General features: G+C 65.2%; 22 protein-coding genes. 15 read left to right on the top strand and 7 right to left on the bottom strand.

What is annotated here, in order from left to right:
• The first annotated feature begins 242 nt into the window (after nt 1–242).
• Complete coding sequence (locus IG197_RS14365; RefSeq protein ID WP_371746457.1) at nt 243–872, top strand: transglutaminase-like cysteine peptidase; 630 nt, start codon at nt 243–245, stop codon at nt 870–872.
• 258 nt (nt 873–1,130) lie between these two features.
• Here IG197_RS14365 and IG197_RS14360 read toward each other — a convergent pair whose 3' ends face one another.
• Nucleotides 1,131–2,663 carry a YifB family Mg chelatase-like AAA ATPase gene (locus tag IG197_RS14360; RefSeq protein WP_192312758.1) on the bottom strand — a complete coding sequence of 511 codons (1,533 nt, stop codon included), beginning with the start codon at nt 2,661–2,663 and terminating at the stop codon, nt 1,131–1,133.
• A 282-nt stretch (nt 2,664–2,945) separates the two neighbouring features.
• Between IG197_RS14360 and IG197_RS14355 the strand changes: the two genes are divergently transcribed.
• Both IG197_RS14355 and cml read left to right on the top strand, forming a co-directional pair.
• A complete protein-coding gene (locus IG197_RS14355) occupies nt 2,946–3,986 on the top strand; it encodes a sensor domain-containing diguanylate cyclase (RefSeq protein ID WP_192312756.1) in 1,041 nt (346 codons plus the stop codon).
• Nucleotides 3,987–4,334: 348 nt separating this feature from the next.
• Nucleotides 4,335–5,519: a CmlA/FloR family chloramphenicol efflux MFS transporter gene (cml, locus tag IG197_RS14350; RefSeq protein WP_192312753.1), complete on the top strand. Its 1,185-nt coding sequence runs from the start codon at nt 4,335–4,337 to the stop codon at nt 5,517–5,519.
• 128 nt (nt 5,520–5,647) lie between these two features.
• Here cml and IG197_RS14345 read toward each other — a convergent pair whose 3' ends face one another.
• The 3 genes from IG197_RS14345 to IG197_RS14335 form a co-directional block, all read right to left on the bottom strand.
• Nucleotides 5,648–6,049: a VOC family protein gene (locus IG197_RS14345; RefSeq protein WP_182574473.1), complete on the bottom strand. Its 402-nt coding sequence runs from the start codon at nt 6,047–6,049 to the stop codon at nt 5,648–5,650.
• Nucleotides 6,050–6,114: 65 nt separating this feature from the next.
• Complete coding sequence (gene gshB / locus IG197_RS14340) at nt 6,115–7,059, bottom strand: glutathione synthase (protein ID WP_192312750.1); 945 nt, start codon at nt 7,057–7,059, stop codon at nt 6,115–6,117.
• Nucleotides 7,060–7,206: 147 nt separating this feature from the next.
• Nucleotides 7,207–7,854, bottom strand: a complete 648-nt coding sequence (locus IG197_RS14335; RefSeq protein ID WP_192312747.1) for a TetR/AcrR family transcriptional regulator — start codon at nt 7,852–7,854, stop codon at nt 7,207–7,209.
• A gap of 104 nt (nt 7,855–7,958) precedes the next feature.
• Between IG197_RS14335 and IG197_RS14330 the strand changes: the two genes are divergently transcribed.
• The 7 genes from IG197_RS14330 (at nt 7,959) to IG197_RS14300 (ending at nt 14,811) form a co-directional block, all read left to right on the top strand.
• The gene (locus IG197_RS14330) at nt 7,959–8,600 is read left to right on the top strand and encodes a ferric reductase-like transmembrane domain-containing protein (RefSeq protein ID WP_192312744.1); all 642 of its coding nucleotides are present in this window, start codon (nt 7,959–7,961) and stop codon (nt 8,598–8,600) included.
• Between the two features lie 189 nt (nt 8,601–8,789).
• Nucleotides 8,790–10,133, top strand: coding sequence for a bifunctional diguanylate cyclase/phosphodiesterase (locus IG197_RS14325; protein ID WP_067955669.1), 1,344 nt, complete (start codon nt 8,790–8,792; stop codon nt 10,131–10,133).
• Between the two features lie 254 nt (nt 10,134–10,387).
• The gene (locus tag IG197_RS14320; protein WP_192312741.1) at nt 10,388–11,155 is read left to right on the top strand and encodes an SDR family NAD(P)-dependent oxidoreductase; all 768 of its coding nucleotides are present in this window, start codon (nt 10,388–10,390) and stop codon (nt 11,153–11,155) included.
• On the top strand, nt 11,152–12,093 hold the full coding sequence (locus IG197_RS14315) for a 2-dehydro-3-deoxygalactonokinase (protein ID WP_192312738.1): 942 nt from the start codon (nt 11,152–11,154) through the stop codon (nt 12,091–12,093). Before IG197_RS14320 ends, IG197_RS14315 begins: the two co-directional genes overlap by 4 nt.
• Nucleotides 12,090–12,725 carry a 2-dehydro-3-deoxy-6-phosphogalactonate aldolase gene (locus IG197_RS14310; protein ID WP_192312735.1) on the top strand — a complete coding sequence of 212 codons (636 nt, stop codon included), beginning with the start codon at nt 12,090–12,092 and terminating at the stop codon, nt 12,723–12,725. The genes IG197_RS14315 and IG197_RS14310 overlap by 4 nt, the downstream gene beginning before the upstream one ends.
• A 1-nt stretch (nt 12,726) precedes the next feature.
• Nucleotides 12,727–13,596 carry an SMP-30/gluconolactonase/LRE family protein gene (locus IG197_RS14305; protein WP_192312733.1) on the top strand — a complete coding sequence of 290 codons (870 nt, stop codon included), beginning with the start codon at nt 12,727–12,729 and terminating at the stop codon, nt 13,594–13,596.
• A gap of 159 nt (nt 13,597–13,755) precedes the next feature.
• The gene (locus IG197_RS14300) at nt 13,756–14,811 is read left to right on the top strand and encodes a D-alanine:D-lactate ligase-like protein (RefSeq protein ID WP_192312731.1); all 1,056 of its coding nucleotides are present in this window, start codon (nt 13,756–13,758) and stop codon (nt 14,809–14,811) included.
• A gap of 30 nt (nt 14,812–14,841) precedes the next feature.
• Here IG197_RS14300 and IG197_RS14295 read toward each other — a convergent pair whose 3' ends face one another.
• On the bottom strand, nt 14,842–15,198 hold the full coding sequence (locus IG197_RS14295; protein WP_067955657.1) for a septal ring lytic transglycosylase RlpA family protein: 357 nt from the start codon (nt 15,196–15,198) through the stop codon (nt 14,842–14,844).
• A gap of 173 nt (nt 15,199–15,371) precedes the next feature.
• Between IG197_RS14295 and IG197_RS36210 the strand changes: the two genes are divergently transcribed.
• Both IG197_RS36210 and IG197_RS14285 read left to right on the top strand, forming a co-directional pair.
• Complete coding sequence (locus tag IG197_RS36210) at nt 15,372–15,692, top strand: hypothetical protein (protein ID WP_246765152.1); 321 nt, start codon at nt 15,372–15,374, stop codon at nt 15,690–15,692.
• Between the two features lie 119 nt (nt 15,693–15,811).
• Nucleotides 15,812–16,708, top strand: a complete 897-nt coding sequence (locus tag IG197_RS14285; RefSeq protein ID WP_067955656.1) for a glycosyltransferase family A protein — start codon at nt 15,812–15,814, stop codon at nt 16,706–16,708.
• Here the strand turns inward: IG197_RS14285 and IG197_RS14280 are convergent.
• Nucleotides 16,692–18,284, bottom strand: a complete 1,593-nt coding sequence (locus IG197_RS14280; protein WP_192312728.1) for an alkaline phosphatase family protein — start codon at nt 18,282–18,284, stop codon at nt 16,692–16,694. The two genes, IG197_RS14285 and IG197_RS14280, sit on opposite strands and share 17 nt — an antisense overlap.
• A 231-nt stretch (nt 18,285–18,515) precedes the next feature.
• Here IG197_RS14280 and IG197_RS14275 point away from each other — a divergent pair, with 231 nt between their 5' ends.
• The 3 genes from IG197_RS14275 to IG197_RS14265 all read left to right on the top strand — a co-directional run bounded on the left by IG197_RS14275 (nt 18,516) and on the right by IG197_RS14265 (nt 20,598).
• Nucleotides 18,516–18,890, top strand: coding sequence for a hypothetical protein (locus IG197_RS14275; protein WP_067955652.1), 375 nt, complete (start codon nt 18,516–18,518; stop codon nt 18,888–18,890).
• Between the two features lie 237 nt (nt 18,891–19,127).
• Entirely contained in the window at nt 19,128–19,382 is a 255-nt protein-coding gene (locus tag IG197_RS14270; protein WP_192312725.1) for a hypothetical protein, read from the top strand.
• Between the two features lie 61 nt (nt 19,383–19,443).
• Nucleotides 19,444–20,598 (top strand): hypothetical protein, encoded by a 1,155-nt coding sequence (locus tag IG197_RS14265; RefSeq protein WP_192312722.1) that lies wholly within the window; start codon nt 19,444–19,446, stop codon nt 20,596–20,598.
• Between the two features lie 257 nt (nt 20,599–20,855).
• Here the strand turns inward: IG197_RS14265 and IG197_RS14260 are convergent, their stop codons facing one another.
• Complete coding sequence (locus IG197_RS14260) at nt 20,856–21,731, bottom strand: outer membrane beta-barrel protein (RefSeq protein ID WP_192312719.1); 876 nt, start codon at nt 21,729–21,731, stop codon at nt 20,856–20,858.
• Nucleotides 21,732–21,751 lie beyond the last annotated feature (20 nt).

Raw genomic sequence — 21,751 nt, 5'->3', positions numbered from 1 at the left:
GCCTTTCTGCGTTCTGTGCGCCTTTTCGGGTACAGGGCACCCTAACTCGTTGAATTCGTGCAGCGCGGCTGGCGAAAGCCGGCTCCGGTTGTCCGGCCGCCGTGCCGTGCGTCTGTTGCACAATTATCGCTTGGCCGCCGCTGCGGTAACCATGTCTGCAATCTGCGGCGAGCTTTGATTGACTCCGCCTGCCCCTCGCTCTTAACGTTTTATTAACGATGTAAATGGGGCGAGCGGGGCAGATGATTTCCGCAGCAGGCGTACGGTGCGCGGCGGGGCGTGCCGGTGTGTTTTTCGGGCTGATGACGGGCGTGGTTTTGTCCGCTGGCGCAGCCTTTGCTGCGTCCCAGCCGATGATTACGGGTGGGCTGACGTCGCAGCCGATCGGCCATTACGATTTCTGCCGCCTCAATCCGGCCGAGTGCTCGATCCGGTCGCGCGACACCGGGCCCGAGCAGATGACAGGCGCGATGTGGCGCAAGATCGTCGCCGTCAACGTGTCGGTCAACGCCGCCGTCAAACCAATGAACGATATCGACATCTATGGCCGCGACGAGGTCTGGACCTACCCCGACAATAGTGAAGGCGACTGCGAGGACTATGTGCTGGAAAAGCGCCGGACCTTGAACCGCGAAGGTCTGAAGCTGTCCAACCTGCTGATCACGGTGGTGCGCAAGCCCGATGGCGAGGGTCATGCGGTGCTGACCGTGCGCACCTCCAAGGGCGACTTCATCCTCGACAATCTGACCGATGCCGTGCGCCAGTGGGACGAGACCGGCTACAGCTACCTCAAGCGCCAGTCGAGCGAGAACACCGGCCGCTGGGTGACGATCCGCGAAGGCCAGCCGATGCTGGTCGGCTCGGTCAAGTAGCGTCTCTTGCGGATACGGTAACCGCTGTTCCTTCGTGCTTCGCAGGGCGGCTTGTGGCCATGTGGTCCTGGCCGCGTCCTCTGGCGAGGCAAAACGGCGGCCATATGCCACCGTCCCGTTAGACTTACCGAGCGGTGAGGTTGAGTTCCGCCAGCGCCGCGGACGCTGCATGTCCGCTGTTCGCTTTCATTGGGCTCGTCTACCGCCTTCACCTCCCTTGCGACAGCCTGAACTGCGCTTGCGGCGCCCCTCCTCTTCCTACGCTGCCTGCGCCATGCGCTCGGCGCTCATGCGATATGAAATCGCCTCGGCGAGGTGAATGCGGCCGACAGTCTCGCTGCCATCGAGATCCGCCAGCGTGCGTGCCACCTTGAGCACGCGGTGATAGGCGCGGGCGGAAAAGCCGAGCTTTTCGCTGGCGTCGCGCAACAGCGAAAGCCCAGCGGCATCGGGCGCGGCGATGTCTTCGATCAGGCCTGCGGCGCACTGCGCATTGGTGGTGGCACCTGTGACCCCATGGCGTTCGAGGCGCTCGCGCTGGATCGTCCGCGCCCGGGCGACACGCAAGGCGACATCGGCGCTGGCTTCCGAGCGGCTGCCGCGGATGAGGTCGGAGGCCGAGACCGCGGGCACCTCGATGCGCAGGTCGATGCGGTCGAGCAGCGGCCCGGAGATACGTGCCTGATAGTCGGACTGGCAGCGCGTGCCGCGCAGGCAGCGATAGCCGGGTTCGCCGGCCATGCCGCAGCGGCACGGGTTCATCGCCGCGACCAGCTGGATGCGCGCCGGATAGGTGATGCGGTGATTGGCGCGGGCGATCATGCATTCGCCCGTTTCGAGCGGTTGGCGTAAAGAATCGAGCACCTGTGGTGTGAATTCGGGGAGCTCGTCGAGGAACAGCACGCCGTGATGGGCGAGCGATACTTCGCCCGGCCGCGCCTTCAAGCCGCCGCCGACCATTGCCGCCATCGAGGCGGAATGATGCGGTGCCCGGAACGGGCGCCGGTCGGTGAGCTTGCCTTCCGCGAGTTCGCCGGCGATCGAGGCGATCATCGACACTTGGAGAAGTTCCTTGGGCGACAAAGGCGGCAGGATCGAGGGTAGCCGCGCCGCCAGCATCGACTTGCCGGCGCCAGGCGGGCCGACCATCAAGAGGTTGTGGCCGCCAGCGGCGGCGACCTCGAGCGCTCGCTTGGCGCTTTCCTGGCCCTTGATGTCGGCGAGGTCGGGCAGGTCGCGCGCCGCAGCACGAATGCCGGGTTCGGGTCGGGAAAGTACCTGGGTGCCGCGAAAATGGTTGGCGATGGCAATCAGGCTGCGCGGCGCCAGAATGTCGATGTCGGCGCCGGCCCAGGCGGCTTCCGGTCCGCTGGCGGCGGGACAGATCAGCCCCTTGCCCTCGGCATTGGCGCCGATTGCCGCCGGCAACGCACCTGCGACCGCCGAAATGGTGCCGTCCAGCGACAGCTCGCCGAGCACGACATAGGCGGCGAGAGCATCGCCCGGCAGGGCGCCGAGTGCTGCCATCAGCCCGAGCGCAATCGGCAGGTCGTAATGGCTGCCTTCCTTGGGCAGGTCGGCCGGGGCAAGGTTGATGGTGACTTTCTTGGCAGGCATCGACAGGCCGGACGCGTGCAACGCCGCCTGCACCCGCTCGCGGCTTTCGGCCACCGCCTTGTCGGGCAGGCCGACGATCTGCATGCCGACCTTGCCGGGCGCGACCATCACCTGCACGTCGACGGGAACCGCCTCGATGCCCTGGAACGCGACAGTGCGCACGCGCGAAACCATGCTGCCCTCCCTGTAGCACCGCGCTCCTTGGGGCCGCACGGATGCGCTGTGGCGAATTCATGCACGTTGCTTCCGGCAGGCGGCCCCTCGCCTGCGTAAGCCTCAGCCAAAGACAAGCATAGATTGCAAAGGTGCGCAAGAACAATTCAAGAACATGCACGTCGGCATGGTGCGTTCGGGATACGTTAACCCTTGTGCGCAGCAATCTGCCATTGCGGCATTAGAGAGAGGGAATATTAAGCGCCGCCGCGCGAAGCTCTGCCCGAAACAGGGGCTATCCACATGCGCAGTCCGTCATCGCGGCACATACGGCGGCGGGCCGTTCTCAGGCAGAGCGACGCCATCATCGCGGGGCTCGAGGCAAGGCTTGAGGCGCAGACGGCGCTGATCCGCGAACAAGCGGCCTCGCTGGCGCACAGCCAGAAGATTTTCGACCGCTCCTCGGCCGCTGCCCGCATCGGCGTCTGGCAATGCAACCTCGCCGACCAGGCGCTGCACTGGACCGACGTGGTCTATGATCTGTTCGACCTGCCGCGTGGAGCACCGCTCGTCCGTGAGGACATCGTCAAATGCTACACCGAGGCTTCCGCCATCGATCTGCATGCCAAGCGCAGCAAGGGCATTGCGGAGCGCACCGGCTTCGGCCTCGACGCCGAGATCGTGACTGCGAAGGGCAATCGCCGCTGGATCCGCATCACTGCCAGCGTCGAATGCGAGGATGGCGTTGCCGTGCGTATCTTCGGCATGAAGCAGGACATCACCGAAGAGAAGATTCTGGCCGACCAGACCCGCTATCTCGCCGAATATGACGTCATGACCGGGCTCGCCAACCGCAGCCGGTTCCAGACCAAGTTGGCGGAGCTGACGGCCGATGCCGACGATCGGCCTCCGCTCGGAGCGCTGCTGCTGGTCGACCTCGACGGCTTCAAGCAGATCAACGACACCTTTGGCCATGTCGCCGGCGACGAGTGCCTGAAGGAAGTAGCCCGGCGTCTGCAAAACGCCTGCGCCGGCGTCGAGCTCGTCTCGCGCATCGGCGGCGACGAGTTCGCCGTGCTGGTGGGGCCGGAGTTGGAGCTTGCGGCGATCTCGGAACTGGCGCGCCAGATCATCGACAGGCTGGGCAGACCGGTCGACCACGGCGGCCGGGCCCTGAAGCTCGGCGCCTCGATCGGCATCGCGATTCATGAAGTGTGCAGCCCCTCGGATCTGCTGGTGCGAGCCGATACCGCGCTCTATGCCGCCAAATCAGCGGGTCGCAACACCTTCCGGATCTTCAAGGCGACCGAGGCCGCCGCGGTGAGAAACCCGCGCGCCGCCTGAGGCGCGACTGCGCTTTGCTGGCGAGCTGGTTTTTCGGCGGGGCCGCCCGAGCCGCGTCCTTCCGAGGCCCGGGGTTGTTCCGGGCCAGGCGGGCTGCTAGGAAGCCGCGAGCCAATCAAGACGCCACCGCGCTTCTCCGCGAGACGAACATGGGTACAGCCAAGTCCGCAGACAGGTAGGCCGCAACAACACCAAGACGTTGTTGCGGCGCCCTGCCCCCTCATTTCCTGATCACTGATCGGTCCGGCGCGGTTGCTGGAAATCGTTTCCTGACATCCAGCCGATGTAATCGACAAGCGAAGTGGCAGATCGCCGCCAGATGAAATTCATTTGTGCGGATGAATAGTCATGCCCAATCGAAACTCTCCCACGTGGAGCCATTCCCTGCCCGCGGCGCTGCTTTTGATGGCGCCCTTCGACATCCTGGCCTCGTTGGCCATGGACATCTACCTGCCGGTGGTGCCGGAGATGCCGGCAATCCTCGCCACCACGCCCGACGTCGTCCAGCTGACGCTGAGCCTCTACATGATCGTGCTCGGCCTCGGGCAGGTGATCTTCGGCCCGATCTCCGACAGGATCGGCCGCCGCTCGGTGCTGCTTGGCGGCGTGCTGCTGTTTGCTGCCGCCTCGTTCCTGCTTGCCGTCACCAGCTCGGCGCCGCTGTTCGTCGCCCTGCGCGTCGTCCAGGCTCTGGGCGCCTCCGCGGCACTCGTCGCCACCTTCGCCACGGTACGCGACGCCTATGCCGAGCGGCCGGAAGGTGCTGTTATCTACAGCCTGTTCAGCGCCATGCTGGCCTGCGTACCGGCGTTCGGCCCGATCGCCGGCGCGCTTATTGCTCATGGCCTGGGCTGGCGGGCGATCTTCGCCACGCTCGGCCTGCTCGCCGTGTTGGCCATGGTCAATGCGCTTCTGCGTTGGCACGAGACCCGGCCCGAAACGACCCAGTCGCGCCCCGCCTTCCGGGCGATCCTCAAGAGCCCGGCCTTCCTCGTCTATACGCTCGGCTTCAGCGCCGCGATGGGGGCGTTCTTCGTCTTCTTTTCGACGGCGCCACGCGTGCTCATCGATCGCGCCGGCTATTCGCAGCTCGGCTTCAGCCTTGCCTTTGCCACCGCGGCGGTGACCATGATCGTCACCACGCGCTTCGCCAAACTGTTCGTGGCGCGTTGGGGGATACCCGGCAGCCTGAAGCGCGGCATGGCGATGCTGCTCGCAGGCGCAGTGCTGCTCTGTCTTGGCCAGCTTTTCGGCCAACCCTCCTTCGCGACCTTCATCATGCCGATGTGGGTGATCGCCATCGGTATCGTCTTTGCCGGCGCGGTGACGGCGAATGGCGCGCTCGAAGCGTTCGGCGATGCCGCAGGCACCGCGGTGGCGCTCTATTTCTGCGTTCAGAGCCTGATCGTCGGCCTTATGGGCACGCTGGCGGTGGTCATGCTCGGCGGCGACACAGCCTGGCCGCTCGCCGCCTATTGCGCGGTCATGGCAATCGCGACGCTGTGCGGCCTGAGGTGGTTGCAGGTGGGGTAAGTCTGCGACTCCAGGGGGCCTTGCAGGCCGCCTTTTGCAGCGTCCCCTCGTCAGGGGCGCGGCGCTTGAAGGCGGAGTTGCAGCCATCTCCGCCGGCGGCAGGCACCGACGGTATCACGCTGTCCTTGTTATGGAGCCCAGGTGATCGTCACCGCGTCGACCGAGCGGTTGGCGGGGCCGTGAAACACGGCTTCGATGTTGTTGCCATCGGGATCGAACAGGAAGGCTGCGTAGTAGCCGGGATGATAGGCGCGCTCGCCGGGCGCGCCATTGTCTTTGCCGCCCGCAGCAAGACCTGCGGCGTGGAACCGGTCGACGACACTGCGGTCGGTAGCCTGAAACGCAACATGCACGCGGCTGGACTGCTCGCCGGCGTCGACCCACAGCTCGTCGGCGTAGAAATGCGCGCCGCCATCGATGATCGGAATCCCCAGGACGCCAAGCACGGCCGTATAGAACCGCTTGCTTGCCGCGAGGTCGCGGGTGCGCAAATGCAGATGGTCGATCAAACGACCGCGCTTCAGTTCCATTGTCTTGCCTCCATGCTGGTCAACTTCATCGACGTGGGTCGTGATGTCGCCGCAGGCGAAAGGGGCTATTTCGCCCGCTTCTTCTCCACCGCGTCCCAGAACAGCGCGGCGATGTCGGCGCCGCCGAACTTCTTGACCTCGCGGATGCCGGTCGGCGAGGTCACGTTGATCTCGGTCATGTAGTCGCCGATGACGTCGATGCCGACGAGGATGAAACCGCGTTCCCGCAGCGACGGGCCGATGCGGGCGCAGATTTCGCGCTCGCGCTCGGTGAGTTCGGTCTTCTCGGCCCGCCCGCCGGCATGCATGTTGGAGCGGGCATCGTGCTCGGCCGGCACGCGGTTGATGGCGCCGGCGGGTTCGCCGTCGATCAGGATGATGCGCTTGTCACCCTTGCGCACGTCCTTGAGGTAGCGCTGGACGATGTAGGGTTCGCGGAACAGCTGGCCGAACATCTCGAGCAGAGACGACAGATTGCGGTCGGCCTCGTGCAGGTGGAAGATGCCGGCGCCGCCATTGCCGTAGAGCGGCTTGACGATGATGTCGCCGAACTCCTTGCGGAAGGCGGCCACTTCCTGCGGATCCTTGGTGATCAGCGTCTCCGGCATCAAGTCGGCGAATTCGGTGACGAAGATCTTTTCCGGGCTGTTGCGCACCCATGCCGGGTCGTTGACGACAAGCGTCTTGGGGTGGATGCGCTCGAGCATGTGGGTGGTGGTGATGTAGTTCATGTCGAAGGGCGGATCCTGGCGCAAAAGGATCACGTCCATCTCCGACAGGTCGGTGCGGACGGGCTCGCCGAGGGTGAAGTGGTCACCCTTGACGTCGCGGACCCCGAGCTTCTCGATCCGGGCAAAGACCTTGCCGTCGCGCATCGACAGCCGGTCGGGAGTGTAGTGGTAGAGTTCGTGGCCGCGTCGCTGGGCTTCCAGCGACAGCGCGAACGACGTGTCGCCGGCGATGTTGACGGTGAAGATGTGGTCCATCTGGACGGCGATCTTGAGCGGCATGGACGTCTCCGGCGCGGCTTTCGGTAATGTTGTCGCGCGGGCCGGGCTCCGGTCGCGCTCTGCGGTGACGAGGATGTAGCAATTTGCCGTCCTTATGCAATGGCGGCGGGTGCGAACAAGTTCACCCGATGCATCGGCTGGCCGATGCTAGGTCCCGGAGAGGTTCGTCGCATGGCGCCCGCCGATCATGTCGATGAACAGCTCGACCGCTTCAGCCATGGCCTGCCCGGCCGGCTTTTCGACATGCCATTCGGCAAAGTGGCCGTCGATCCACATCCGGCACAGGCCATAGATGAAGGCGCGCGCCGACAGCATCAACGCGTCGGGGGCAAGGGCTGCAGATATTCGGCCAGACGCTTGTCCGCGGGCGATCAGGTCGAGCATGACCAGGCGGATCGCCTCGGTTTCGCCGGTCAGTTTCGGCGAGCCGTGGAAGTCGATCAACGTGCGCGAGGCGATAACGTCGAAATGCGTCGGATTGGCGAGCGCCCAGGCGAGATAGCCCCGCGCGATGGCGCGCAGGCCCTCGACCGGGTCGGCGTCGCCGGTCGCCGACAGCTCATGCTGGACCGACAAGGTCAAGCGGCCCATCGCCTGCTCGGCCACCGCCGTCATCAAAGCTGTCTTGTTGGCGAAATGGCGGAACGGGGCCGCAGGCGAAACGCCGGCGCGCTTTGCGGCTTCGCGCACCGAAACGGCGTCGACGCCCTTCTCCTCGATCATCCCGATGGTGGCGGCGATGAGCTCCTCGACGAGGTTGCCGTGATGATACGCCGCGCGGGAAGAGTTGGTCATGCCTTCTAGTAGCGGTCGGCGGGCCGAAATGTAAGCGGCGTAAACATCGACTTGACAGTTCTTTGCAACCGAATGTAAGCAGTGATTACATAGGAGGAAAAATCATGCGGGTCTGGCCCGAAAGCACCTCGAGATGGCCGCCCAGCGGCTGGCGGCTGACAGCCTGGCTTGGCTTGGTCGTGTTGGCGGCGTGCGGCGCTGCTGCCGGCCTGGCAGGCGATCCGGTCGACGGCGCGCGCGTGGTGATCAGGCTCACCGCACGCACCTCACTCATGCTGTTCGTGCTCGCCTTCACCGCCTCGAGCCTGGCTTGGCTCTGGCCATCGGCCATGTCGCGCTGGATCAGGGCGAACCGCCGCCATTTCGGCCTGGCCTTCGCCTTTTCGCACGGCGTCCATGCCGCCGCCATCATCGCCCTGTCGCAGCTCGACCCGGTGCTGTTCGACGAGCTCACGGCGCCCGCCGCCTTCATCGCCGGCGGCGCCGGCTATCTCGCCATCATCCTGATGGCGGCAACGTCGTTCGACCGGACGGCTGCCGCGATCGGGCCGAAAGCCTGGCGCATCATCCACGGCGGTGGCGCCTGGTTCCTGGCTGTCTTCTTTGTCGTCAATTTCGGGCGCCGGGCGGTGCTGAACCCGGGAATGTACTGGCCTTACATGGCACTGATCCTTGCCGCGATCGCGCTCCGGTTGATGAGCCAATTGTGTGGCCGCAAGCGCGACGTGGCCGGGCAAGGCGCTTAGCTTGCGCGTCAATTTGATGGCTGACTGGCGCCTGGATCCAGCATTTTGGCAGCGCCGGATTGCCATCGCTGAAACCGGTTTCGACGCCGTGTCGAAATCCGGACGGCAAGCTGATTGAATACAATTCCTAAACGCTTTGCTGGCACTGTGCTGCAACAGTTGCAAATATTAGCAGAACAGAGACAAAGCATGCCTATCGGCGTCAGCCATTCGGACAGGGAAACGGCGGATCTGGCCTTCACCGATGCCTTGACCGGGCTGGGCAACCAGCGTCGTTTCTTCGACAAGGTCGAAAGGCTGATCGGCGACCGCGCCGAGGACCCGGCGCCGTTCACCGTCGGCATCCTCGATCTCGACGGCTTCAAGCCGATCAACGACCTGTTCGGACACCGCGCCGGCGACGACATCCTGATCCAGGTGGCGATGCGGCTGCGCGCCGCCTGCGATGGCTATTCGGCGGTGGCGCGTATCGGCGCCGACGAGTTCGCCTTCCTCTACCCGCTGGTGTTCTCAGAGGATGCGGCGGCCGAGAAAGCGCGCATGCTGATCGAAATCCTGTCGGCACCTTACGATGTCGGCGAGCGCACGGCGCGCCTGTCGGCGTCGGTCGGCTGCTCGCTGTTCCATTCGAGCGACGACACCACCGAGACGCTGGTGCGCAAGGCCGAGACAGCACTTTACCACGCCAAGCGCTCGGGTCGCGGCCGCGTCGTCGTCTACACCCGCGAGATGGAGGAGGCGGCCAAGCGCGTCACCCGCATCGAGCAGGCGCTGCGCCGTGCGGTTGCCGCCGGCGATGTCGCGCCGCATTTCCAGCCGATCGTCGATCTCAACAGCCGCCGCACCATCGGTTTCGAGGCGCTGGCACGCTGGACCGACCGCGACCTCGGCTTCGTTTCGCCGGCAGTCTTCATTCCGATCGCCGAGGAGCGCGGCATCATCGGCCCGCTGTCGCAGCTGGTGCTGCGCAAGGCGGCGGAAGCGGCGCGCAGCTGGCCGAAGGAAATGTTCCTGTCATTCAATCTGTCGCCGTCGCAGCTGGTCGACCAGAACACCGGCCTGCACATTCTGTCGATCCTCGAGCGCACCGGCTTCGACCCGCGCCGCCTCGAGATCGAGATCACCGAAACCGGCCTGATGACCGATCCCGCCTCGGCCGAAAAGATCGTCGAGGATCTCAGGCGCGTCGGCATCCGTGTCTCGCTCGACGATTTCGGCACCGGCCAATCGTCGCTCGGGCGCCTGCGCGAATTCCGCTTCGACAAGCTCAAGATCGATCGCGCCTTTGTTGCCTCGATCCTCGAAGACCGGCCGTCCGAACACATCATCCGCGCCATCCTGGCGATGTGCGAAGGCCTCGGCATGGATGTCGTCGCCGAAGGCATCGAGATGGAGGCGCAGGCGGAACGGCTGACGCAGTTCGGCTGTGCCGGCGGGCAGGGTTATCTGTTCGGCCGTCCGGCCGACGCCGCCGCCACGCTCGGCTATCTACGCGAAGCCCATCGCGGCGGGAGCTTCGCCCGGGCGGTCTGACCGCCATGTCCTGACATCACTTCTCGCGTCGCGCGGTGGCTGAGCTGCACCCGTCGCGAACACAAGGTCGGGGCGCCGGTCCGGGAGCATGGCGTGATAGACTGTTCCCGTTCGAGGTTCCGGGAGGATGCTCCGAATTTTCCGTGAGCGAGCACGATCTTTTCCGAAAACCGGTTCTCACTTCTTGCGATCTTGCTCTATGACGGTGGGCATGTCCGGCTTTGGGGGAAGTGGGCGAGGCGAGGGGAAAGATCATGATGCCATCGGCACGTTTTCCTGATCTCGAGGGCCAGTCGGTGCTGATCACTGGTGGCGGCACCGGTATCGGTGCGTCGCTGACCGAGGCGTTTGCCCGGCAGGGCGCGAAGGTCGCCTTCATCGACATCGCGCTGAAGCCGAGCCAGGAGCTGTGTGACGAGATCGAGCAGGCGACCGGCAACCGGCCGCTCTATCTGCGCGCCGACCTTCGCGACATCTCGGAGCTGCGCCGGGCCGTCGGCCGGGCCGAGGAAGAGCATGGCCCGGTGACGGTTCTGGTCAACAACGCTGCCAACGACCTGCGCCACGAGGTATCAGATGTCACTCCCGAGAGCTGGGACGAGAACCAGGCGGTGAACATCAGGCCGCATTTCTTCACCATCCAGGCGGTGGCGCCGGGCATGGTCAAGGCCGGCGGCGGCTCGATCATCAATTTCAGCTCGACCTCCTATATGCTCAACATCGGCGCCATGCCGGCCTACACGGCGGCAAAGGCTGCGATCGTTGGCCTGACCAAGGGGCTTGCCGGGCGCTACGGCCCCGACAACATCAGGGTCAATGCGGTGGCGCCGGGCTGGGTGATCACCGAGCGGCAGCGCGAATTGTGGGTCAGCGAGAAGTCGCTCAAGGCGCATATCTCGCGCCAGTGCATCAAGCGGATGATGCTGCCGGAAGACATGGTCGGGCCGGTGCTTTTCCTGGCTTCGGACGCGTCGAAAATGCTGACGGCACAGACGCTGATCGTCGATGGAGGTATCTTGTGAGTGCTACCGCTACGATAGCGGCCGTTGACTGGGGCACGACCAGGCTGCGTGTCTGGCTGCTCGACGCCAAGGGCGCGGTGCTGGACGAACGGCGCAGCGACGAGGGCTTGCTCACGGCGCAGCACAAGGGTTTTGCCACGGTTCTCGACAGGCAGCTGCAGGACATGGGCGCTGCGAAGGACCTGCCGGCGATCGTCTGCGGCATGGCAGGTGCGCGCCAGGGCTGGGTCGAGGCGCCTTATGTCGACGTGCCGTCGTCGCTGGGCGACATTCTGGGCGCCGCCGTGCCCGTGTCGGGTGCCGGCCGCGACGTCCGCATCGTGCCGGGACTGGCCCAGCGCGACCCGCGGGCGCCCGATGTCATGCGCGGCGAGGAGACCCAGCTCGCCGGCATTGCCGCCCTGATCGGAGCGGGCAGCCATCTCGTCTGCATGCCCGGCACGCATTGCAAATGGGTGACCGCCGTGGGCGGCGCCATCCAGGGTTTCGGCACCTGGCCGACCGGCGAGATGTTCTCGGTGCTGGCTCAGCATTCGATCCTGCGCCACTCGATCGGCGACAAGCCGGCAAAGGTGTCGCCGGACAGCAAGGTCTTCCGCGACTGGTGCGGGGAAGCGCTGTCCGACGGCGACATCGGCGCGAGATTGTTCGGCATCCGCGCCGCCGGCCTGCTCTCCGGACTCGGCCAGGAGGATGCGGCAGCGGCACTTTCGGGCCTGCTGATCGGCGCCGAGGTTGCCTCGGCGGTCAGGCGCTTCGGCCGGCGCGAAACGCCTGTCGTGCTTGTCGTCTCCGGCGCGCTGGGCGGGCTCTACGCCGAGGCGATGCGCCTCGCCGGCATTGCGGTGACGATCGCCGATGCCGATGAAGCGGTGCTGGCCGGCCTGGTGGCCGCTGCCCGCCGCAATGGGATGCTGGCTGAAGGAGTGGCTGAATGAGCGTGACTGCACCGTTCCCCGAGCTTGGCCGCGGGCTGGTTGCCATCCTGCGCGGACTGAAACCGGAGGAGGCGCTTGGCGTTGGCCAGGCGGTGTTCGATGCCGGTATCGAGGCGATCGAGGTGCCGCTCAATTCGCCCGATCCGTTCCGCTCGATCGAGATCCTGGCCAGGGCGCTGCCTGCGGCACTGGTTGGCGGCGGCACCGTGGTGTGGGCCAAGGATGTCGATCGGCTTCACGATGCCGGCGGGCGGCTGCTGGTCAGCCCCAACATCGATGCCGAGGTGATGGGCCGCGCGGGTGCGCACAAAATGGTGACGATGCCCGGCGTGATGACGCCGACCGACGCGTTCCTGGCTCTGCGGCTGGGCGCCTCGGCGCTGAAGTTTTTCCCGGCGAGCGTGCTCGGGCCAGGCGGCATTTCGGCGATCCGTGCCGTGCTGCCCAAGGAGACGCAGGTCGGTGTCGTCGGCGGCGTGTCCGAGGTCGATTTCGCCACTTACGCCAAGGTCGGTGTGCAATTGTTCGGGCTCGGCTCCAGCCTCTACAAACCCGGCATGAGTGCTGCCGACGTCGGCGAACGCGCCCGGGCGGCAGTGGCCGGCTGGGACGCCATCGGCAAGGGTGCCTGACATGGCGGCCAGCATCCTGTCCGACGAGGCCTGCGAGCTCGGCGAGGGCCCGACCTACGATCCCGCCACCGACACGCTTTACTGGTTCGACATACTGGCGAGCCGGATGCTGGAGAAGAAGCTGTCCGGCGGGCAGACGCGCATCCACCAACTGGACGAGATGGCGAGCGCGATCGCCACGATCGACGGCGAGCGCCAGCTGCTGCTCACCGAAACCGGGTTGCATGTCCGCGATGCTACGACCGGCAAGCTCAAGCTGCATATGTCGGTCGAAGCCGCCAATGCCGGCACGCGCTCGAACGACGCGCGTGTGCATCCGTGCGGCGCGCTGTGGTTCGGCACCATGGGCAAGAAGGCCGAGGCCGGTGCCGGCGCCATCTACTGGTTCTTCCGTGGCGAGCTCAGGCTGCTTTTTCCGGCGATCAGCATTCCCAATTCGATCTGCTTCAGCCCGGACGGCAAGACCGCCTACTACACCGACACGGCGGTCAACCTGCTCTACCGCCTCGACTGCGATGCCGACACCGGTCTGCCGCTCGGCGAGCCGAAGCTGTTCGTTGATCGGCGCGGCGACAGGGGCGGCATCGACGGCTCGGTCGTCGCCCGCGACGGGGTGCTGTGGAACGCCAGCTGGGGCGGCGGCCGCGTCGACGCCTATGCGCCCGACGGCAAGCTGGTGCGCAGCGTGCCAGTGCCGGCGGTGCAGACCTCGTGCCCGGCCTTCGTCGGGCACGCCGCCGACCGGATGGCGGTGACCTCGGCGGCCGAAGGCATGAGCGCCAAAGCGCGCCGGGCGGATCCGCATGCCGGCAAGACCTTCCTGCTCGACATCCAGGTCAATGGTCGGCATGAGCCGAACGTACTGATCTGAGGCGCGGCAAGCGCCTGCTCTGCAGTCCTTCAACTGGCGGGCCTTGTCGCCCGGACTATGGCAACAGGTCGGTTTTCCGGCAAGCCTGAGACGACGGGGATGCCATTGTCGTGCACCGGCGAAGTGCTTCCGCGCCGCCCGTATGCAGGAACAGTGCCGATGGCCGGACAAAAACCGACGCTTTTTCTCGTCCATGAGCCGGAGCGTGCGTGTTCGGAGCGATTGCTCGATGACGGCTTCTCGGCCCAGGCGGCGATGGAGATCTCGTCCTATCTGGCGCAGTCGACCGACATGGTGCCGGAGTTCAGCGCCCTAGATGAAGCATGCGCCAGGCGTGGCCTCGATTTTCGCGCCGTCGAACTGGACGATGCGGCAGCGGTGCTGGCATCAGTTGACCGTGGCGCCAGCCTAGTGTGGACGCTGACCGACGGCATCGCTTTTTTCCGTGGCGGTGCCGCACCGGCACTTGCCCGGCTGAACGGCTTGCGCACCATCGGCGCCGACGACAGCCTGTTTGCGCTGTGCCAGGACAAGTTTCGTGCCGGTTCCGTGCTATCGGCTCTCGGCCTGCCGGTGCCGGCGGCGGGCCTCGTGCGCGGCGGCGAATGGCTGGTCGAACCGCCGGCGTCTTCGTCGGGCTATTTTGTCAAACCGAACCGGCTCGGCGCCAAGATCGGCATCTGGGCGGATTCGCGGATCGCCAACGTCACGGAGGCGTTTGCGCTCGGGCGCAGGGTGTTCGACGCCTACCGCGACGACGTCATCGTCCAGCCCTATGTCGCGGGCCGCAATGTGCGGGCGAGCTTCCTGGCGGTCGATCCTGAAGTTGGGCCCGAGGCGCTCGGCATCGTTTTTGTCGATTCAGGTGGCGATTTCCAGACCATGGCCGACAGTATGGCGCTCTATGGCGACACCGGCGCGGCAGCCAGGGAAGCGGGGAAGTATGTCGAGCCGGGACTGGTGCAGGTGGCGTCGCTGCAGCCGCGCGCGGCCGAGCGCATCCGGCGGATCGCCGCAAGGCTGGTGGCGGGCCTCGGCCTGCGCGATGTCTTCTCGCTCGACTTCCGCGTCGAGGCCGACGACACCGTGCACCTCATCGAATTCGAGGTCTGCCCGGGCCTGCCCTGCTTCGATTTCCGCGCCTATTGCCGGACGGAGTGGCAGCTCAGCCTCGCCGAGGCGATGGCCGAGACGGCGGCGCGGCGCATCGGTTAGAGGCGCGCCGCGTCTTTGGCAGCGCAACCGTCAGGTGCGCTGCATGCAGACGGACGTATGTCCCGACCTGACGAAGCCGATCTGCTGGGCTGCGCCCTTGGACAGGTCGAGCACGCGGCCCTTGATGAATGGGCCGCGATCGTTGATGCGGACGACGACGCTCTTGCCGTTCTTCTGGTTGGTGACGCGGATTTTGGTGCCGAAAGGAAGCGAGCGGTGCGCCGCGGTCATGGCCGATGGGTTCATGCGTTCGCCCGAAGCGGTCTTCGAGGTCAGTGCATACCAGGACGCCTTGCCGCACTGGGCGGAAGCGGTGCCGGTGAGGGCTATCATCATGCCGGCGGCGAGGGTGGCCGCCGCGATCGCGGGCTTGGCGCGGTTCTTCATCTTCTGGTTAACGCTCTGTTGATAAACACACGGAGCGGTTTCACCCGAAATGTGGCAGCGAATGCGGCAAGCATCGGGCAGTTCCGAGGCGAGCGCACACGTTTGGAGTCTCAAGGTAACAGTTTGTCAGGCCCGTTCGGGACGCAAGGAAGGAATATCTTCATAATTGCGGAGTGGGCGACGAGTTCATCGCTGAATCACTGGATTCGCCGCTGGCGAAAAACTTCTTGATGATACTTTCAGAAGGAAAGAAATATCAAGAATCAAGCGAGCGTTGTGAAGATAATCAACAGGGAGGCTGTGTCGAAATGAAGTTATTGCCAAACATCGTGGCGGGACTCGCGGTCGTCATAGGCATCGTCTGGATTCTGCAAGGCGCCGGCCTGCTCGGCGGCAGCTTCATGACAGGGCGTACAGAGTGGTTCTGGATCGGGATCGTGACGGCGTTGGCCGGTTGTGTCGCGTTTTTGTGGCTCAGACGCCCCGGCAGGTGAAACGAACGGTTGCACTGCCGGACGACAACACGTCAGACAATTGCAGCTGGGCGCCGAGCCGCTAAGAATAGGCTCGCTAAGGCGTGGCCGGTCCGGTCGGTATTGGGTGCGAGGGGCAATTGACCGAAATCGGCATGACGATTGCGATATGCACCCGCAACCGGGCGCCGCTGCTCTTGCGATGCCTTGCCGCACTCGCCGCGGCCGAAAAGCCGAGCTCCAGCTTCGAAATCGTGGTTGTGGCCAATGACTGCAGCGACGACACAGTGCCGGTGGCGGAGCGTTTCGCCGACCGACTGCCGATGGTCGTCGTCGCGGAGCCGCGGGGCGGGCTGTCCCACGCCCGCAACCGGGCCATTGATGAGGCGCGCGGACGGCTGATCGTCTGGCTCGACGACGACGCCCTGGTGCGGCCCGGCTTCCTGCGTGCCTATGCAGCCGCCATGGCCGCATCGCCACGATGCAGCATCTTTGGCGGCGTGATCGTTCCGCGCCTGGACGGAGAGCCGCCCGCCTGGCTGCTGGCCGGGCTAGATGTGGTGGAGGGCGCTTATGCGGCCCGGCGGCGAGCCACAGCCGATGTCTTTGCCGACGTCGACGCCGATCTTCCGTTCGGCGCCAACTACGGCATGGTGACCGATGCCCAGCGCCGCTTTCGCTTCGATCCCGAGCTTGGCCGGCGGCCAGGCAGCCCGTTCGCCGGCGGCGAGGAGATCGCTGTGATGCGCGCCGCAATTGCCGCCGGTCACCACGGGTGCTGGGTTCCCGAAGCGATCGTCGACCATCTCATCGGACCGGAGCGGCAGAGCGAGGTCTGGCTGTGGGGGTATTTTCACGCCGACGCACAGCAGCGAATGTCCGCGCACCCGGCGTCGCTTCTGGGTCGGCTCAAGGCCGGTAGGGCCTTTCGCCGTTATCGGCGGGCGCGGACAAGGATGGAGCCCCGGGAATGGCTAAAGCTGTTCGTCAAGGCGGCGCAGCTGGCAGGAAAGGCCGGTGTCAGACCGGATCTCTGAGCAGTGTCTTTCCGCTGGGGGCCAGATCCGGGGATACGCCCAACAGGTCCAGGATCGTCGGCACGACGTCAAAGGAACTGCTGGTGCCCGAGCGGCCGGCTTCGAGGCCCGGGCCGGCACCGAAGATGAACCCCCAGTCGCCGGTATGGCCACCCGTGCGGCGCCAGGGCAGCGGACCGACGGTGCCGAGTCGCTCATGCGTCATGCCAAGAAGGCCCTTGCGGAAAAGGACGTAGAGATCGGCCTCATGTGGCCCGATTTCGAACGGTGGCTTGCCAGCCCGGAAGGTTTCGCGCACCGCCGGGTCGCCGCTCAGCGGATCGCGGCACTGCGACAGCAGCAATTCAAGTTCGTCGAGGAGTGCATCATAGCGTTCGGGCGCCACCTTTCCCGATGCTTCCCGGCCGCGCAGGTTCAGCCGAATCTGTCCGTCGTAAAAGGCTGGAATGGCAAAGGCGTCCATATCAGGCCAGAAGCCGCGATAGCGCGTCGCGGGCATCCAGCCGATGCCGCGAGGCTCCCGCTGGCGGCGAAGCGATTCGGCGTCGCGCCGCCTGCCTATGCCTGCCTTGACCAGCGCGCGGGCAATGGGGCCAGGCTTGTCCGGCCATGGAGCGAGCTTGCGCAGCGTCGGCTCCCAACCCTCATGCTCACCGAGCAGCGGCGTGCCGTCGGCAAGGCGCGCCGCAGGCTTGAGGTCGCGCATATAGGCTTTGCCGAAGCTGCGTCGGTAGAGCAGCTCCGGCAGCAGCGCCATCGCGGGCACGTCGCCCTCGTTCATGCCCATGCCATGCATGGAAAAGGCCAGCACCGTCGCGTCGGGGAAGGTGTCGGCGAGGTCGCCGACCAGGTGGTCGAGCGCTTCGTAGATGCCGATCATCCCTCGCCTTGCCGGGACTGCGGAGGCGTGATGATGGAGGGGGTGTTCGGTATCGATGCCGTGCCAGAACGGCTCGCTTCCGGAGTGTGCCTCGGAGGGAACGACGATCGCCAGATCCCAGTCGGGAAGCCTCTCGCGCAGCAGCCACTGCGCGATCTCGCGGCGCTTTTCGACTGCAGCGATCAGGGCGGCGGCGGCCGCTTCGGTTTTCGCGGCGGAAGGCCAGCAGAAGCCGTAGATCCATTCCGGGGCGGGGTATGGGCCGAACCTGCCGGCAATTTCGGCAGCGAGACCAGGTGGATTGGAATGGGCCTCGACGCCGGGATCATGCGCACCCCAGGCGGCGAGGCCGAGGACATCGCCACTGTCGCCCAGGCGGCAATAGGGCAAGTCGAAGGCCACCACCTTGCGGCCGATGCCCGGCAGATAGGAAGCGGCAGTGACTTCTTCCTGCAGGACGTCATAGGTGGCCGGATCGTAACGGACCGCCGACCAGCGGCCGCCATCGGATGGCGCGAGCCCGGTGGCGACGTGTTCCCAGGCGAGACCCGAAAGCTTGTCGCGGCCATGATCGAGCTTGAGGCCAATGCCGTTGCGCCGCAACCGATCGAGGTTGGGTAGGCGTCCTTCGCCGATCATCCGCTCGACGAGGTCGTGGTCCATCCCGTCTAGCCCGATTGCAATGACGCGCGGCATTTTCCCTCCAGCCTGAGTTCCCCACGACCAGTATTGCTGAGCCAGCCAAGGTCGACAATGGCCGGATAGGACGCGGTAGCCTGCGACACCGGCGCTTCATTGAATTTCTTACCGATATCTGAGATAATATTCCCAGTGCGAGAACGCCCGCTGAGGAGTTCGACTGGCACGCACATAGTCCTCACGGGCGCTCGAGCTTAACTCGAACGTAGCCAAAGAGGATTTTTCATCATGGCAACGCTAAACGTAATGGAGCCCCTTGGGCTCACCCGGCATCGGCGCTGGGAGGACATCGTGTCGATGATCCTCGGCGCCGCGATCATCGTCTCGCCGATGTGGCTCGGCGTGACCGAGATGCCGACAATGATGGCGGTCACCGCGCTCGTCGGTGCTGCGATCGTCGTTCTGTCCGGACTGGAGCAGATCTTCCTGCGGCGCTGGGAAGAAATCCTGTCGCTGTTCTGCGGCGTCTGGATGGTGGTGCAGCCGTTCGTCTTCGAATATGGCGGCGCTCTGCGCAGCTGGCACATCGGCCTCGGCATCGCGGTGGCGGTGCTGGCGACCCTTGAACTCTGGCAGGATCGCAACCGCAACCTCGAGGCATAGCAGCAGCGGGAGACAGGAGAGGGGACCTTTTTCGGGGGGCGGTCTGCGAAGCCGGAACGGTACGGGATTCCGGACCGGGGAATTGCCAGACAGAATTGTCTGGTGCGCTTCACCTGCGCCGTCGCAACACGGCATCCTGCGTGTGGTAGCGCCCGGACGCAGCATATCACCGAGCTGCCGTGGCGGGGGCCTCACCAGCCCGCCGCCCGGCTGCATGTCGAGCAGCGAGATCTCGAAATGCTCGACCAGCCAGACGAGATCGGCCGGCGCAACGTGCAGGATCTCGACCAGCGCCGCGAATTCGCCGAGGCTTGGCAGTATGGCCAGCGCACCGCGCAGGATGTTTGCCTCGTCTCCTTCGACATCCAGCTTGACCAGCACGCGCATCATCGAAGGACCTGCATCGAAGCTGCGAAGGACCCGGTCGAGCGTGGTCGTCCGCACCGGCAAGGCGCCGTTGTCGCCGGGCTTGGCGAGACGAGCCGTTCCTGACCAGTTTGGGTCGACGTGAAGCGCGGCCTGGCCTTCCTTGTCGGACAACGCAGCGTCCAGGATGATCGCCGGCAGCCCTGCCTCGTTCGAGATAGGGGCGGATCGCCGGATTGGGTTCGACCGCGATAATGCTTGCCCCGGAAGGCAGGCCGCCATTGACGAGCATCTCGCCATAGTTGGCGCCGACATCGATGACATGCGTCCAGGCATGCTGCTGCAGCAGCAGATGCCAGGCAGACAGGGCGGGCGGATTGAGATTGCCGTCGGACTGGATCAGTTTCTGGGCGCGACGGTCCAGCGGGTCGACATGAATCCACGCGCTGCCAGGCGCGCGGACACGGACCGGCAGCGCGACGGCTTCTTCTGGCGTTCGGCTGCCAGTGCGCCTGTCGGGCAGCCGAAGGAGCTTTTCGCCCAGCCTGCGCAATCGGTTGGGCGGTTTGCGCGCCTCGGCTTTCGCGTTAAGCCGTTCGATCTCGGCGCGATAGGCATGCTCCTGCGCGGTCCATGCGGCCTCTTTCAGCTCCATGCGCCGCACGCGGGCGGCTGCGGGCATCAGGCTGATCGCCGGATTGCGGGAACCCAGGTCGCGATTCCGTCCCACCGTATGTGGCCAGAGATGCAGGTCGGATTCCCTGTTGTCCACGGCCCATGCCATTGGGCTGAAGCTGGCCGACCGAAACGCCACGTTCATCGAGAGCTGATCCCGGCGCGAGTAGCGCATCACGTGGAAGGCCCAGGCTTCAAGCATGGAAGTGACGCGCGCCGAACGATGGTCGCGGATCATCATGCCTGTCCATCATGGGCGCTCCTCCAGTATTTCGGGGCAGCTCAGCGTGCAGTGGTTGAGCTGCTCGAAAATGCGGGAGGCGTCGTCAGAACCTTTTCTCGCCATCTCCAGGAACTCATCCAGTACCGTTTCCCGGTAGGAATGCGGTGCGACGAGGAAGCCGATTACCGGATCAGCTCCAGCATTCGTTCGGGGGGGCCGTTTCAGGATCACGGAGTTGTCGATGTAGATGGAGCAGTCGTAGTCAGGCAAATGGACATGCGGGCGGATTTTCAGGTTGCGCTGGCTAGTATCGGATCCTGCGGAAACAGCGGTTCGACAACGCGGCAGTCCCAGCTTTCGCTGCGCAGCGCGGGATCGTCGGTCAGGCAGATGAAGGGTAGCTGGGAGCGCGAAGCGACCGGCTGCTCGTTGAGGTGCTCATAGCCACCGACAAGCACTGTGCAGACGCAGCATTTCATTCCGGACGCCTCAAGGTCTCAGGGAGGCCATGCGGCCACTCCAAACCTCACGGCCCGCCATATAATTCGACGCGCCGGATGGTCGCATTGCAGTCTGAATTCAGTTCGGCCGACTCGCAAGGTTGAGGTGCAGTGCGCGGTCGGTTGGTTTGACAGGTCATCGGCAGGTGGAAAAAGGGCGCCGCGCGGCGCCCTCCTTGAGTTCAGAGGAAACGTGCCGGCTTACTCGACCTCATTGGCGTTGAAGGCGACCCATTTTCCAAGGGATGGCAAGTCGAGCGAGCCGGGTGCACGGTCGGCCTCGTGCAGGGTCGTACCGGAGCGGAACTTGAGCCCGACCATGACGGTATGGAAGTTCTCGCCATAGCGGTACTGGTCGCTATCGAGCGCATGATAGGAAATCTGGGTGAATTCGTAGCGGGTGAACAACGAGACCGGCCAGGTTTCCGGGCGGATTTCACTCTCCACGTTGAAGTCGAAGATCCGGTTGGGCAGGTTGTCGGTCCACTTCTTGCCGCCGGCATAAGCGCCGTCGAGCTTCACCGACCAGTTGTCGTCGAGGAAGTAGTTGATGCCAAGCCGGGCGAACGGCGCCTCCCGCGTGCCTTCGTCGTACCTGTCGTAAGAATCGAGATAGCCTGCCTGCGCGAAGACCGAGCCCCAGCCGGTCAACAGCTTGCCTTCGGCGCCGGCGAACCAATAGTTCATCTCCCGGTTGGAATCGCCGCCATCGTCGTGAATGCCAAGGCCGCCCAGGGCGCCGACGAGAAAGCTGTCCGTACGATGGTAGAGGCGGACGGCACCATGGCCATAGGCGTTGGTCCTGTCGCCATCGGCGACGTCGGGCTTGCCTAGCGCTGCCGCCTGCAGGTCGCCCTGGATGCCCCAGTTGGGCGCGAAGTCGTAGCCCAGTGTTCCATCAAACATCACGGTTGGACGTGTGTCGGCAACTCTGACGCCGCCTGATGATTCTATCCCCATCCCGCCAAGAGTGTTGTGGACACCGGCGAAGGCAAGGCCGATGCGGTAGCCGATGGACTGCTGGTCGGAAACCTGTTCGCCCGCGACCACAGCCGATGACACGCATAGGAGAGCCATGACGCTGGCTGCGCCAAGAT

Source organism: Aminobacter sp. SR38 (assembly GCF_014843375.1).
Classification (GTDB): Bacteria; Pseudomonadota; Alphaproteobacteria; order Rhizobiales; family Rhizobiaceae; genus Aminobacter; species Aminobacter ciceronei.
This window is presented reverse-complemented; position numbering and strand designations above follow the sequence as displayed.